Here is a 14,491-nt window from a genome sequence, read left to right as displayed (position 1 = left end):
GGGAGGCGCTTTTATGAAGAAAACTACCGTCCTTCTGCTCCTCCTCGCGCTTGTGCTCACGGCGCTGCCGGGGATTGCATCGGCAGACTCTGCCGTGACGCGGATCAAGGACATCTCCAAGGTGCAGGGGGTACGCTCCAACCAACTCATGGGCTATGGTCTTGTCGTGGGGCTTGACGGCACGGGCGATGGCTCAAGCTCGGGGGAGACGGTGCAGTCCATTGCAAATATGCTCACGAGCTACGGAATCACGGTCAACAGCAGCTCAATCAAGCTCAAGAACGTGGCGGCGGTTATGGTGACGGCGACGCTCCCCCCGTTCGTACGCGAGGGGGACAGCCTCGATGTGACGGTCTCCTCCATCGGTGATGCGAAGAGCCTGCGTGGCGGGACACTGCTCCAGACACCGCTGCGGGCGGGCAACGGCGAGGTCTATGTCGTTGCACAGGGCGGCGTTTCCACAGGTGGATTTACGGTAGGCAGCGGCGGAAGCACTACGACAAAGGCATTCCCGACAGTTGGCATTGCCGTGAACGGCGGCATTGTCGAGCGCACGGTGGAGGATGATAATATCGGTGCGAACGGGCAGATTTCGCTCTCCCTTTCGCGGCCGGACTTCACGACCGCCGCGCGCGTCGCGGGGGCGATCAACGCGCAGTACGGAAGCATCGCACAGGCGAGCAATCCCGGGCGCGTGGATGTAGCGATCCCGTCCTACTTCCGCGGCAACGTGGTTGGTTTTGTCGCGTCGATCGAGGATTTGCCCGTCCGTCCCGACAATATGGCGCGCGTTGTGGTGAACGAGCGCACGGGGACGATCATCATGGGCGGCGATGTTTCGGTGGATGCCGTCTCTATCACACAGGGGGGGCTGACGATCCGCATTCAGGAAAATCCGGATGTGTCGCAGCCGGCACCGTTCAGCTATGGCAATACGGTCGTGACGGACAATCCCGATGTTGAGGTGAAGGAGCCCAAGGGCAGCACGATTGTTCTGCCCGCAACGACGAACATCAGCGACATCGTGGGTGCACTCAATACGGTGGGCGCTACCCCGCGTGATACGATCTCAATCTTGCAGGCGATGAAGGCGGCAGGAGCTCTGCACGCTGAGCTGGACATTGTGTAAGGAGGGTCATGATGGTACAACCGATAGGTGACAGCACGCTCCTCGGCGGAGCGGCAGGATCCTCCTACGATGCAGCACGCATGAGTGCCGAGAGCAAGTCGTTTCAAGCGACACTGGATGAGCTTCAGCGCAAGGCTGCGGTCTCTACGGAAGAGGCGACAGGCTATGTGCCGAAAAATCCGATGACGGCGGAGGAGATCGAGGCGAAGAAGCTGCGCGAGGCGTGTCAGGGCTTCGAGGCGATGTTCCTCAGCATGATGTATAAGCAGATGCGTGCGACGGTGCCCGAGAGCGAACTCTTTGGCAAAAAGTCCAACGCGATCGAGATATTCGAGGATATGCGCGATACGGAGCTGATGAATTCTGTGGCGAAGAGCGGCGGCATTGGCATCGCGGATATGATGTATAAGCAGTTGACCATCAAGACTCGATGAGAGAAGAGCAGAATCAAGGGGAGCTGTTTGCGCAGCGTCCCCTTTTCTATTGCGTTAGTTTGGAGTATCCTATGCGTGTTTTGAAAAAAATCCTTGTACTTGCAGCCGCGCTCCTATTGACCGCATCCTCCTATGCGTGGGCAGCAAGCCTGAATGATCTTCGTACGTCGAGTACGGCGGAGCATGACCGCCTCGTCTTCGACTTTACAGAGATGCCGGTCTATCATGTCAGGCTCTCCGAGGACGAACGCGAGCTGACCTTTGATTTTGATGACACGGATGCAGAGGCGTTTCGACGTATTGCCGTGCGGACGAAGCGCATTGACTCCGTCGCCTATGCAGCGCGTGACGGTCATTTCTATGTGACCGTCACCTTGGCAAAGGGGATGGGCTATCGGATCGGCAATCTGACGAACCCGTTCCGCGTATTTCTTGATGTTGCGCCGAAGACGGCAGGGCAGCAGCCGTCTGTGAAGCCGGTGACACCGCCGCCAGCACCGTACCCCCCGAAACAACCGGCGAAGACAGAGGCGGGCGATGCGCAGGCGCAGCCCGAAACGCCGAAGCTGCCGATCCTGAAGGAAGAACCGATTGCGGCAGGGCTGATGCAGCGCACCTACATCTATGAGGATGAAGATGGACAGGTAACTTCGTACTTTATCGAGGCAGATCCGGCACGCTACAATGTCCGCCCCGCACTTGCACGCGGTATTATCCCCGGGCGGCAGACGGTCAGCGGGATTGCGCGGGATACAAATGCGGTTGCGGCGATCAACGCTTCCTATTTTGCGGCAGACGGTGTCATCCTCGGTGTGACAAAGATCGACGGCACGATTGTCGGTACGACCTATTATGACCGCAGTGCGTTCGGCGTAATGCCCGATGGTTCCTTTGTGTTCGGTACGGTGTCCTACGATGGGACAGTGAAGATCGATCAGGTGACGCTCCCCGTGTCGGGGGTCAACACCGAGCGCGGTGAAAACGAGGTCATCATTTACAACCGCGCCTATGGCAGATCGACAGGGACGAATCCCTACGGTCTTGAATACGTGATCCGCGAGGGGCGCGTCGCGGAGATCAACACGAATGATTCGCCGATTCCTTCGGATGGCTACGTCGTCTCCGTCCACGGTTCCTCGATGGATGCTTTTGCGGCAGCGGGCACACGGCTCGGCGATCCCACCGTCCTGACAGAGAACATGGGGAGCATGTGGAACAGCGCCGTCCAGATTGTCGGCGCGGGACCGCGGCTCGTCGAGAACGGAGCTGTGCACGTGACGGCGGGCGAGGAGCAGTTCCCGGGCGATATCCGTTATGGGCGTGCACCGCGCAGTGCCGTCGGCGTGACGAAGGAGGGGAAAATTGTCTTCGCCGTCGTCGATGGACGCCAGTCGCACAGCCACGGGCTGACACTGACGGAGTTTGCCGAGCTGCTCGTGAAATTCGGCGTACAGAACGCAATCAACCTTGACGGCGGCGGCTCCTCGGCGCTCTGCGTACGCGGGAGCGTGGTGAATTCTCCCTCGGATGGGTCTGAGCGTGCAGTTGGAAGTGCTCTGATTTTACAGCAGCGATAAATCCAAGGGAATCGCTGATAAAATAGACCCTCAGATTGGTGCAGATTTTTTGTCCTGCCAAGGAAACAAACCGGACGCATAGCCGCTGTGCTATGTGGAGGATTTGTTGACACAGGCAGGGCGAAAAAGATGCGCCAAGATGATGGGCTGAATTTATCAGTGATTCCCTAAGTACATGAGAGTCCAATGAAATAATTTTGACGGTATCATCGCAATATGATAGAATGTGTGGAGGTTTATACACACTATGGAAGAAAGTTTGCGGTGCACATTGCTGCGCCCAATGTAGGTGATACGACGTTGAAGAACGACATTTTTGATGTCATACAGGCGGATCTCGAGGAGTTTGAACTGGCGCTTGCCGCGTCAATCGTTTCCGAGACGCCGCTTATAACGGATGTTGGAGAACATCTCGTCTCCTCGGGGGGGAAACGCCTGCGTCCCGCGCTTTTTTTGCTCACGGCGCGCGGCGGCGCCTCATTCGATCGCGCACGCGCGATGCCGATTGCGATCGCGCTCGAGCTGATCCATACGGCGTCCCTCGTCCACGATGATGTCATCGATGAGGCGGATACACGGCGCGGGGCAGCGACGACGAATGCCAAATGGGGCAATCAGGTCGCGATTCTGAGCGGCGACTATCTCTTCGCGCGTGCATTCAAGCTCGTGGCGGAGGAGGGCTATGACTCGTCGGTCTACATCAAGCTGGCACAGCTTGTCTGTACGCTCAGTGAGGGCGAGATCCTCCAAGATCATACAGCCTATCAGGTTCCTGCAAGCGAGGATGCCTACTATGAGCGCATCCGCAAAAAGACGGCGGACTTTCTCGAGATCTGCTGTGAACTCGGCGGTGCGATCGGCGGCATGTGTGCGGCTGATGCCGAGCGTATGGCACTCTATGGGCACGCAATCGGCATGGCATTCCAGATCACGGATGATCTGCTTGACTATCGGCAGACCTCCGAGGATATCGGAAAGCCTGCAGGGCACGACCTCGCACAGGGCTTTGTGACACTGCCCGTCATCCGCGCGCTTGAAGTGCTGGATGAAGCAGGACGTACTGAGCTTACGGCACTCATCACAAATCCGAAGATGACGGAGGCAGAGGTCGCGCGTGCGCTTGAAATCGTTCGTACGACGGACGGTCTGGACTATGCGCAGGCGCAGGCGGATGCCTATCTGGAGCGTGCGAGGAACGCACTGCCGGAGTCGCTGGACGAGAAGATCCGTGAGACATGTCTGATGGCGGCGGATTTTATCGGTCGACGTGAATTCTAGAGTATGTTTTTAGGAGCGAACATGGCACAGCCATGAGAAGGAGTCATCCATGTTTGGCATTGGTGTACCCGAACTGATTTTGATTTTGGTGGTGGGACTTATCGTCTTCGGCCCCGGCAAGCTGCCCGAGATGGGGCGCTCACTCGGCAAGGGCATCCGCGAGTTCCGCAAGGCGTCGAATGCGCTGACGGCAGCAATCAACGCGCCCGAGCCACCGCCCGCACCACCCGCACCGGCGGCACAGCCCGCCCCGCAGGCTGCTGCTCCGGCAGAGCAGGCGGTTCCTACAGCGACGCCGACCGCAGCCACCGCAGCGGCGTCTGTTGAGGCGCACAAGGCGGAGCAGAAAAATGCGACGGAAAATAAGGCATAGTGTATTGTTTTAGGAGGTTCTTATGTTTGGTCTGGGAGTTCCCGAACTCGTCCTCATCCTCATCATCGGTCTCGTCGTCTTCGGCCCCGGTCGCCTGCCCGATATCGGCAAGGCGCTCGGCAAGAGCATCAAGGAGTTCAAATCGGCAAACAATGAGCCACAGGACTCACGGACGGAGATCAACGTCACCGAGGAGGCGAAACAGCTCAAGGACGCTGAGAAAAAAGAGGCAAAGAGCTGACCCATGGCGGAGGAATCGAAATCCCTTGATCCGGAGCACACAGGGGAGACGAACGGCGAGCAGCCCGTTCCGACCTCTGTAGAAGCCCCGCCGATGACGCCTCCAACGCAGACGACAGAGAGCGTATCCGACGATGACGGCAGTATGACACTCATCGCACATCTCACAGAACTGCGCTCACGGCTTATCAAGTGTCTGCTTTCTGTTGCTGTCGGCTCCGGTGTCGGCTACTATTTCATCGACGATATCATGCACTATCTGACCGTTCCGGTCGGAAAGCTCTACTATATGCAGCCCGCGGAGGCGTTCTTTACCTACATCAAGATCGCCGTCGTCGTGGGCTTTCTTCTCGCGCTGCCTGTGATCTTCTACCATGTGTGGCGCTTCTTCCTGCCCGCACTCACACCCGCAGAGCGGCTTGTCCTCGGGATCGTCGTACCTGTATCGGTCATTCTTTTCTTCCTCGGGCTCGCGTTCTCATTCTTCCTCGTATTCCCGGCGGCGATCATGTTCTTCAAGGGATTTGGCAACGAGGAGCTTGAAGCGCTGTTCTCGGTGAACCGTTACTTCGAGTTCGTCATCATGTTTGTCCTGCCGTTCGGCTTTGTCTTTGAGCTGCCGCTCGTCATCACGATCCTCGGCAAGCTGGGCTTTATCTCGTCCGCGTTCCTGCGGAAATATGCCCGCATCGTCATCTTCCTCTCGTTCGTCATCGCCGCCGTGATCTCGCCGACGCCCGACGTGTTCACGCAGTCGATGATCGCCCTGCCGATGATCGCGCTCTATGGCGTCGGCTATCTCATCGTTCGCTTTGTACTCAGAAAATAGGAGGGAACATCTTGGCATATAAGGATCTGCGCGAATACATCGCCGCACTCGAGGAGCGCGGACTGCTCAAACGCATTACGGCACAGGTCGATCCGGAACTTGAGATCACCGAGATCACGGATCGCATCTCAAAACGCGAGGGGGCGGAGAATGTCGCCCTCCTCTTTGAGAACGTCAAGGGATCGAAGATGCCCGTCCTCATGAACGCATTCGGCAGCTACGAGCGCATGTCGCTCGCGTTCGGCGTGGAGAAACTCGACGACATCGCGGACGAACTCACGGAGATCCTGAAGATCCCGCACATCTCGCTCCAGAACAAGATGAATCTCATGACACTGATCCCGCTGGCGCGCAAGGCGATCAATTTTCCGAAGTACGTCAAGAACGCACCGTGTCAGGAGGTCATCGAGACGGAGCATCCGAGCCTCGACGAGATCCCCATTCTGAAATGCTGGCCGGACGACGGCGGCCCCTTCGTGACGCTGCCGCTCGTCTTTACAAAGAACCCCGCGACGGGCAAGCGCAACGTTGGCATGTACCGTCTGCAAAAGTACGACAGCCGCACGACGGGCATGCACTGGCACATTCACAAGAACGGTGCCGAGAACTTCCGTGATATGAAGGCACGCGGCGGCGAGCGCATCGAGGCGGCGGTCGCGATCGGTACCGATCCTGTCGTCACCTATGCGGCGACGGCGCCGCTCCCGCGCGACATCGACGAGATGGTGTTCGCGGGCTTCCTGCGGCACAAATCCGTCGAGATGGTGAAATGCATCACGGTCGACCTCGAGGTGCCCGCGACGGCGGAGATCATCCTCGAGGGCTACGTCGATACGAACGAGATGCGCCGCGAGGGCCCCTTTGGCGACCATACGGGCTACTACTCGCTTGCGGACGATTATCCCGTCTTTCACATCACGGCGATCACGCACCGCAAGGATCCGATCTACGCGGCGACCGTCGTCGGCAAACCGCCGATGGAGGACTGTTTCCTTGCGAAAGCCACCGAGCGCATCTTCCTGCCGCTCCTCAAGCAGATGCTGCCCGAGGTGATCGATGTCAATATGCCGCTCGAGGGCGTGTTCCACGACTGCATTGTCGTATCCATCAAGAAGCAGTTCCCGATGCACGCGCGCAAGGTCATGCACGCGCTCTGGGGCATGGGGCAGATGATGAACGTTAAGATGATCATTGTCGTGGACGCGCATGTCAACGTGCAGGACATGAAGGAAGTCTGGTGGCGCGTCTTTAACAACATCGACGCAAAATACGATCTCGAGATCGTGCAGGGACCTCTGGACGTGCTCGACCACTCCTCGCCGATGGCGAAGTGGGGCTCGAAGCTCGGCATCGACGCGACGAAGACGTGGCCGGAGGAAGGACACGCGCGCGAGTGGCCCGATGAGATTGCGATGTCAGAGGACATTGTGAAGCGTGTCAATGAGCGCTGGAAGGAGTTCGGTCTGGATTGAGTTGGTGGATGGAGCGCCTGCGGGCGCACATGAACAATACCGCCTTTCATCATACGGTGTTTTCTCTGCCGTTTGCCCTGATGGGGGCTCTGCTCGCGGCAGGGGGGGATCCCCCGCTCGGTGATCTCGGCTGGATCGTGCTCGCCATAACGGCGGCGCGTTCGGCAGCACTCGCTCTCGACAATCTTGCCGATCTGAAATATGACAAGCAGCAGCCCCGCCTCGCCTATCGTGCGATGGTGCAGGGGCGCGTGACAAAGAAGGAGGCGCTCGTCTTTATAGGCGTGTGCCTCCTTGTGCTTGTATTCGCCGTCCTGCAGCTGAATCCCGTCTGTATTCGACTGCTGCCGTTTGCCGCCGTGCCCTTTCTCGTCTATCCGTACATGAAGCGCGTGACGGGCTGGGTGCATCTCTTCCTCGGCATCGCGATCGGCATGGCACCGGCGGGCGGTTGGGTGGCGATCAGCGGAAAGATCGAGCTGCCCATGATCGTCCTCTTCATTGCCGTCGCACTCTGGATTGCAGCGTTCGATGCGATGTATGGGGCGCAGGACGAGGAGTTTGACCGCAGTCAGGGACTCCACTCCCTCGCGGTCACGTTTGGCGCACACGGGGCGTTTCAGATCTCGCGCGCGATGCACATCCTGTCCATCATCCTCTTTGTGTTTCTCGGTGCGATGATGGATCTCGCCTTTCCCTACTACATCGGCGTCGGCATTGCGGCGGGCACGCTCATCTATCAGCACCGCATCGCAAGCCCGACGGACTTCTCGCGCGTGACACAAACGTATTTCATGCGCAACGGCATTGTTTCAATTGCAATATTTGTCTTCACATGGCTTAGTTATTTGGTGTAAAGGAGAGCAGCTATGGCACGCATACTGTATGGGAAGGAATTTGCCGCACGCATCAAGGCGAGCGCAGAACACGGCGCAATCGCACTGCGCGCACACGGTGTAAATCCCTGCCTTGCCGTTATCATCGTCGGAAACGATCCCGCATCCGAGGTCTATGTCCGCAACAAGGAGAAAGCCTGTGCGGAGCTCGGCATCCGCTCCAATCACATCCCCCTGCCCGCAGAGACCACGCGGGAGGAACTGCTCGCGTGCATCGACGAGCTCAACGCGGATGAGGAGGTACATGGCATTCTCGTGCAGCTGCCGCTGCCCGCGCCCCTTTCGGAGAGCTCGGAGGAGGTGCTGAGTCGCATCGACCCACGTAAGGATGTCGACGGCTTCCATCCCGTGAGTGTCGGACATCTCTTCCTCGGCACACCGGGGCTGCGTCCCTGCACGCCCGCCGGCTGCATCCGTATGCTCGAATACGCGGGCATACGGATGGAGGGGGCACACGCCGTTATCATCGGGCGCAGCAACATCGTCGGAAAGCCGATGGCGATGCTTCTCCTCGAGCGTCACGCGACGGTCACGCTTTGCCACTCGCGCACCGAAAACCTTGCCGCGATCACGCGCGAGGCGGACATCCTCGTCGCAGCAGTCGGACAGCCGCACTTCGTCACAGCGGACATGGTAAAGCCGGGCGCGACGGTCATCGACGTCGGCATTAACCGCATTGCGCCGAAGAAACTCGTCGGCGATGTGGACTTTGAGGCGGTGGAAAAAGTCGCGGGCGCGATTACGCCCGTGCCGGGCGGCGTCGGGCTGCTCACGGTCGCGATGCTGATGGAGAACGTCGTGCAGGCGGCAAAGGCGCAGACAGAAGCGAAAGGAGAGTAAAACGATGAAATCCGATGTGGAGATCGCACGCGCGGCGCAGCTGCGCCCCATCACGGAGATCGCAAAGACACTCGGCATTGCCGAGGAGCATATCGAGCCGTACGGCAGGTACAAGGCGAAGCTGACGCCCGCTGCGTTTGCGGGCGTGAAGGACGCGCACGGCAAACTCATCCTCGTTACGGCGATCAACCCGACCCCTGCGGGCGAGGGCAAGACCACGACGAGCGTCGGACTTGCCGACGCGCTCCATCGTCAGGGCAAGAAGACCGTTGTCGCCCTGCGTGAGCCGTCTCTTGGCCCGTGCTTTGGTATGAAGGGCGGCGCGGCGGGCGGCGGCTATGCGCAGGTCGTGCCGATGGAGGACATCAACCTCCACTTTACGGGGGATTTTCATGCCATCACGACGGCGCACAATCTCCTTGCTGCGCTCATTGACAACCACATCTTTCAGGGCAACGCGCTCGATCTCGACGTGAACCGCATCGTCTGGAAGCGCGTCCTCGACATCAACGACCGTGCACTTCGCCACGTCGTTACGGGGCTCGGCGGACGCGTCCACGGTATCCCGCGCGAGTCGGGCTTTGATATCACGGTCGCCTCGGAGATGATGGCGATCCTCTGCCTTGCGGACGGACTTGCGGATATGAAACGCCGCCTCGGACGCATCCTCATCGGCTGGACGCGCAGCGGTCGTCCCGTCCATGCCGAGGAACTCGGCGCGACGGGCGCGCTCACACTGCTCTTCAAGGATGCCATCAAGCCGAACCTCGTGCAGACCATCGAGGGTACGCCTGCGCTCATCCACGGCGGTCCCTTTGCGAATATTGCGCACGGGTGCAGCAGCGTCATGGGAACGAAGTACGCGCTGAAATGTGCCGACTACGTTGTGACGGAGGCGGGCTTCGGCGCGGATCTTGGCGCAGAGAAATTCTTTGATATCAAGTGCCGCCTTGCAGGGCTTTCGCCCGATGCGGTCGTCATCGTTGCCACCGTGCGCGCGCTCAAGATGAACGGCGGCGTGCCGAAGGACGAACTCTCTGCGGAAAATCTCGATGCGCTGAGGAAGGGCGCGGCAAATCTCGAAAAGCACATCGAGAACATCGGCAAGTTCGGACTGCCTGCCGTCGTCGCCGTCAACGTGTTCCCGACCGATACGGAGGCGGAACTGTCCCTGCTCGAAGAACTCTGTGCGCGCCTTGGCGCGAAGTGCGTGCGTTCCGAAGTCTGGGCGAAGGGCGGAGAGGGCGGACTTGCCCTCGCGGATGCCGTAACGGAAGCACTCGGAAAGCCCGCCGACTTCCACCCGATCTATGATGTGAAGAAATCCATTGCGGAGAAGATCGAAACGATTGCAAAGGAAATCTACGGTGCGGACGGCGTGGACTTCACGCCCGAGGCAAAGAAGCAAATGGCGGAGATGGAGGCGCTCGGCATGACCGAGACGCCCGTCTGCATGGCGAAGACGCAGTACTCGTTCTCGGACAACCCTGCGCTCCTCGGACGCCCTTCGGGCTTTCGCATCACCGTGCGCGAACTCCGCGCCTCCTGTGGCGCAGGCTTCGTCGTTGCCCTCACGGGGAACGTGCTCACCATGCCGGGACTGCCGAAAGTACCCGCCGCAATGGGCATGGACATCAGTGAGGACGGTGTCATCACGGGACTATTCTGAGGGAAAGGCGTTGGGGCGCAATGGCGGAGGATCTGGCGCAGCATGGGGCAGACGTATAAGAGCTGCGTGCGCACGGAGCGTTATGCGTTCAATACAGAGAGCGGGCAAGGTGACCAATGGATGCATTAAAGGTCGGGCGCAGCATCGCATTTCTGCGGAAGCGCTATCGCATGACGCAGCGAGCGCTCGCAGAGTGTCTGCACATCAGTGACAAGGCTGTTTCCAAGTGGGAACGCGGGCTCGCGGTACCGGATGTTTCACTTTTGGGGAAACTGTCCGTGATTCTTGATACGGATATCGAAAGCATCTTAGAGGGCAATATCGCGAGCTTTGACGTACGTTGGGACGGCATGCTGACCATGGAGTATCCGAAAGGGATAGAGGCATCTACCCTTGTCTATGATAAACCGGCGGTTTACCTACAGCTGTCGTATTTTATGCTGGCAGGGATCACAGATATCACGATCTGCGGGAAGGATTCGGATGTCGCGTGGGTGAAATCGCATCTTGCCGGCGGGGAATCGCTTGGTATATCGCTTCGTTATGGAGAAGAAAAGAATGGGGCTGAAAACATAACGGGGACGATGCGCGTGTATGGACTATCGTTTCTCTATGGGAAGGATCTGACGAAATCGTTTCGACGGATCCTATATGGCGCGCCGTCTTCTCACACGCTGGAAAACTATCAGGGGATAGAGCTCGGCATCCAATTTGAGCGCGTGCAGACAATTCAAAAAAGAGATCATACGAAATTGGAACGCGGCGTTGTGGCGTTTCCAATACAATCGCTTCAGGATCTACATACTGCGTCAAGTCTGATTCATCTGATACAGCAATCTATGAATGAGAATATATGCGCTTTATCTGAAATCGCATATCATCGGGGGTTGTTATGTGATGTGAAATAAATGTAAACTATGCGGTGGTTGTCAATTTTGAGGACTTGAAGGATAATGAAAACGTATTATGGAAACACAGATAAGCACGTTGTGAGGTCTTAACATGAAGCACTTAATTATCATTGGTGTCGGAGGATTTGCCCGAGAAGTATTCTGGCACGCACAGGATTCCGTCGGCTATGGCACGGACTGGGACATCAAGGGCTTTCTAGATGGCGATGTGAAACTTGCGGCAGAGGAATATAAAAAACTCTCTGCACCACTCCTGGGTGATGTCGATTCGTACGTGATTGAGCCCGACGACTGCTTTATCTGTGCGATTGCAGACCCACAGGCGAAGGAAAAACTCGTACAGAGAGTTTTGGATAAAGACGGAAAATTTATCAATGTGATCCATAATTCCGCCATTATTCACCCAACAGCCAGTGTGGGGCAGGGAAATATTCTATGCCCACAGGTGCACATTCACGACCATGCACAGATTGGTGATTTTGTTACGTTTAATGGACGTTCCGGTGTTGGACATGATGCGAATATTGCCGATTACAGTAGCTTGATGGGAACCGTCGATATTACAGGATATGTGAAGGTCGGCAAGCGAACATTCTGGGGCAGTGGGGCACGTGTTGTTCCGCACAGTCGCGTTGATGACGATGCAGTGATAGGTATTGGAAGCGTCGTACTCAGGCGTGTAAGGGCAGGCGTAACGGTGTTTGGTAATCCTGCAATGCCAATTTGACAAGGAGGCTCTATGATAATCGAGAAAGATTTTTCGGCAGTACTTTCTGAGAGCAGGTGTGCGTGATGCTTGGTACACTGCATGGGTTCTGCTTGGAAGCTGTGACGGCAACAGTTTCGGGGCAACGGATGGAAGTTGCTGCACGCATGGAGCACTTACTGACGGAGAAAAAAGTGAAGCGCTTTACCCGCACGACAGGGATTGAGGCACTCAGTATTGCCAAGAAGGGTGTGTGTACTTCTGATCTTGCGGTTGAAAGTGCCAAGCGTATCTTGTCGCAGATGCGAAGGGAAGATATTGGCGCAATTATATTTTTGTCACAGACATCGGACTATCTCTCGCCTGCAACAAGCTATTTTATACAGGCACGGCTTGGACTTTCACCTGATATCCTTGCCTATGATGTGAATCTCGGTTGTTCCGGCTTTGCTTATGGTCTTTTTTTAGCGGGGACACTGCTTCCCGTGTTGGACGGGCGAAAGGTACTGTTTGTCGGGGGCGACACATCCAGTCGAGACACCAGCCCTGAAGACTCCGCGATGTATCCTATTATGGCAGATGCGGGATTTGCCGCCGTCGTGGGACGGGGTGAGGACTCTCTGGTATTTCACATGGAAAGTGATGGAGATCGTGCCGGTGCGATACTCCTTTCACGCGGTGGTGCTCGTGCGCCGAGATTAGCAGATCATGATGGATTGACCCTTGAACGAGGGAATTATACGGTTATGGACGGTATGGCAGTCACGGACTTTACCTTTCATGATGTGCCGGATAATATTCGCAAACTTTTGGCGTATGCAGGAGAAGACATCAGTAAACTTGATGGTGCAGTGTTCCACCAGGCAAACGAGATGATCGTGAGGACACTTGCAGAAAAACTGGAGATTTCCTCGGAGCGTGCGCCCTTTATGTGTAGCCGGATTGGTAATACCAGCTCGGCGTCCATTCCCGTATGTCTCGCGGAGATGAAAAGAACGGGACGCTCTTGTGAGGGGCACTATCTTTTTTCGGGATTCGGGGTTGGACTGTCCATTGCATCGCTCTTGCTGGATTTGCGGGATGGGTGTGTCCTGAAAACGGGTGATATATAAAAACAAGTATCTATTGGAGGTATTACCATGACAGAGCAAGTTTTTTTGGCAGAGTTGGTTGATATGATGGACACGGAGGATGAGCTTGTGATGGAAACGTGTCTCTCTGATGTGGCGGAATGGGATTCCCTTAGTCATATTGCATTTATGGCGTTCGCTGCGACAAAGGTGAGTAAAACAGTAACACCTGCACAAGTAAAAGGGGCTCAGACCGTGCGAGATTTATATGAACTTCTTTCGGAGTAAGCCATGGGGGACGTGCAGTTCGACTTTTGTGATAAGAGTTTTGTCGTAGTTGGAGCTTCATCCGGTATTGGCAGACAGATTACCAAGGAACTGGCAGAGAGCGGAGCGAACGTCTTGGCCGTTGCGCGGAATAGGGAACGACTGGAAGACCTGACAGGGATGTCGTCGCACATTCAAATAAGAACGCTTGATGTTTTGTCTGCAACACCAGACGATTGGAATGCGTTGGCTACAGCTTTCGTAGAAGAATATGGGAAGATACATGGAGCCGTCTATACAGCAGGCATATCTGGTGCGACGCCACTTCGTGGATTTGATGAAGCATTTGCTTATCGTATTATGGAAACTAGCTTTTGGGGAGCGGTTCGTGCTTTACAAAGTATGACCAAAAAAAAGTTCTCACATGAAAAAGCATCGTTCGTCCTCTTTTCTTCTGTAGCAGGAGTTATTGGGGGCAAGGGAATGTTTGCGTATGCGGCCGCAAAGGCTGCGGTCATTGCAGGTGTGAAAACTCTCGCACATGATTTGGCGCGGGATGGGAAGAGACTCAATTCGATTAGTCCTGGGTATGTTCGCACGGAAATGACGCGTCTCTATGAAAACACATCAAATATCCCTACGAATGTCATACAAAATCACTTGCTAGGTATCGGTGAAGCAAATCAAGTCTCGGGAATGGCATTGTTCCTTCTAAGCAATCGAGCCGAGTGGATCACAGGACAAAATTTTGTGCTTGATGGCGGATATCTTTGCGGACCATGGAACTGATTGGAGGTCGA

Annotated in this window: 16 protein-coding genes and 1 pseudogene; all 17 read left to right on the top strand. The window is 56.5% G+C overall.

Annotation, left to right across the window (positions count from 1 at the left end; all coding sequences use genetic code 11):
* Positions 1–13 precede the first annotated feature (13 nt).
* The 17 genes and pseudogenes from HMPREF9081_RS00425 (at position 14) to HMPREF9081_RS00350 (ending at position 14,480) form a co-directional block, all read left to right on the top strand.
* Positions 14–1,129: a flagellar basal body P-ring protein FlgI gene (locus HMPREF9081_RS00425; protein WP_006304896.1), complete on the top strand. Its 1,116-nt coding sequence runs from the start codon at positions 14–16 to the stop codon at positions 1,127–1,129.
* A gap of 8 nt (positions 1,130–1,137) precedes the next feature.
* Positions 1,138–1,563, top strand: a complete 426-nt coding sequence (locus HMPREF9081_RS00420; protein WP_006304895.1) for a rod-binding protein — start codon at positions 1,138–1,140, stop codon at positions 1,561–1,563.
* A gap of 71 nt (positions 1,564–1,634) precedes the next feature.
* Positions 1,635–3,140, top strand: a complete 1,506-nt coding sequence (locus HMPREF9081_RS00415) for a phosphodiester glycosidase family protein (RefSeq protein ID WP_050794988.1) — start codon at positions 1,635–1,637, stop codon at positions 3,138–3,140.
* A gap of 35 nt (positions 3,141–3,175) precedes the next feature.
* Positions 3,176–3,311, top strand: a pseudogene (locus HMPREF9081_RS14230) (secretion protein HlyD).
* A 129-nt stretch (positions 3,312–3,440) separates the two neighbouring features.
* Complete coding sequence (locus HMPREF9081_RS00410; protein ID WP_040395320.1) at positions 3,441–4,418, top strand: polyprenyl synthetase family protein; 978 nt, start codon at positions 3,441–3,443, stop codon at positions 4,416–4,418.
* Between the two features lie 49 nt (positions 4,419–4,467).
* Positions 4,468–4,791: a Sec-independent protein translocase subunit TatA/TatB gene (locus HMPREF9081_RS00405; RefSeq protein WP_006304892.1), complete on the top strand. Its 324-nt coding sequence runs from the start codon at positions 4,468–4,470 to the stop codon at positions 4,789–4,791.
* 22 nt (positions 4,792–4,813) lie between these two features.
* Positions 4,814–5,032 (top strand): Sec-independent protein translocase subunit TatA/TatB, encoded by a 219-nt coding sequence (locus tag HMPREF9081_RS00400; RefSeq protein WP_006304891.1) that lies wholly within the window; start codon positions 4,814–4,816, stop codon positions 5,030–5,032.
* Between the two features lie 3 nt (positions 5,033–5,035).
* Positions 5,036–5,860 (top strand): twin-arginine translocase subunit TatC, encoded by an 825-nt coding sequence (gene tatC / locus HMPREF9081_RS00395; protein ID WP_006304890.1) that lies wholly within the window; start codon positions 5,036–5,038, stop codon positions 5,858–5,860.
* Between the two features lie 11 nt (positions 5,861–5,871).
* Positions 5,872–7,332, top strand: a complete 1,461-nt coding sequence (locus HMPREF9081_RS00390) for a menaquinone biosynthesis decarboxylase (RefSeq protein WP_006304889.1) — start codon at positions 5,872–5,874, stop codon at positions 7,330–7,332.
* A gap of 8 nt (positions 7,333–7,340) precedes the next feature.
* Complete coding sequence (locus HMPREF9081_RS00385; protein ID WP_040394145.1) at positions 7,341–8,189, top strand: 4-hydroxybenzoate octaprenyltransferase; 849 nt, start codon at positions 7,341–7,343, stop codon at positions 8,187–8,189.
* Positions 8,190–8,201: 12 nt separating this feature from the next.
* Positions 8,202–9,068 carry a bifunctional methylenetetrahydrofolate dehydrogenase/methenyltetrahydrofolate cyclohydrolase FolD gene (gene folD / locus HMPREF9081_RS00380; protein WP_006304887.1) on the top strand — a complete coding sequence of 289 codons (867 nt, stop codon included), beginning with the start codon at positions 8,202–8,204 and terminating at the stop codon, positions 9,066–9,068.
* A 4-nt stretch (positions 9,069–9,072) separates the two neighbouring features.
* Entirely contained in the window at positions 9,073–10,737 is a 1,665-nt protein-coding gene (locus HMPREF9081_RS00375; RefSeq protein ID WP_006304886.1) for a formate--tetrahydrofolate ligase, read from the top strand.
* Between the two features lie 116 nt (positions 10,738–10,853).
* Complete coding sequence (locus HMPREF9081_RS00370; RefSeq protein WP_006304885.1) at positions 10,854–11,645, top strand: helix-turn-helix transcriptional regulator; 792 nt, start codon at positions 10,854–10,856, stop codon at positions 11,643–11,645.
* Between the two features lie 94 nt (positions 11,646–11,739).
* Positions 11,740–12,375 (top strand): NeuD/PglB/VioB family sugar acetyltransferase, encoded by a 636-nt coding sequence (locus tag HMPREF9081_RS00365; protein ID WP_006304884.1) that lies wholly within the window; start codon positions 11,740–11,742, stop codon positions 12,373–12,375.
* A gap of 65 nt (positions 12,376–12,440) precedes the next feature.
* Positions 12,441–13,466, top strand: coding sequence for a ketoacyl-ACP synthase III (locus HMPREF9081_RS00360; protein WP_006304883.1), 1,026 nt, complete (start codon positions 12,441–12,443; stop codon positions 13,464–13,466).
* Between the two features lie 27 nt (positions 13,467–13,493).
* The gene (locus tag HMPREF9081_RS00355; RefSeq protein ID WP_006304882.1) at positions 13,494–13,712 is read left to right on the top strand and encodes a hypothetical protein; all 219 of its coding nucleotides are present in this window, start codon (positions 13,494–13,496) and stop codon (positions 13,710–13,712) included.
* Positions 13,713–13,715: 3 nt separating this feature from the next.
* On the top strand, positions 13,716–14,480 hold the full coding sequence (locus HMPREF9081_RS00350) for an SDR family NAD(P)-dependent oxidoreductase (protein WP_006304881.1): 765 nt from the start codon (positions 13,716–13,718) through the stop codon (positions 14,478–14,480).
* Positions 14,481–14,491 lie beyond the last annotated feature (11 nt).

It is taken from the genome of Centipeda periodontii DSM 2778, assembly GCF_000213975.1.
In the GTDB taxonomy this organism is placed as follows: domain Bacteria; phylum Bacillota; class Negativicutes; order Selenomonadales; family Selenomonadaceae; genus Centipeda; species Centipeda periodontii.
The sequence above is the reverse complement of the archived record's forward strand: the minus strand, read 5'-3'. Positions and strand labels throughout refer to the sequence as shown.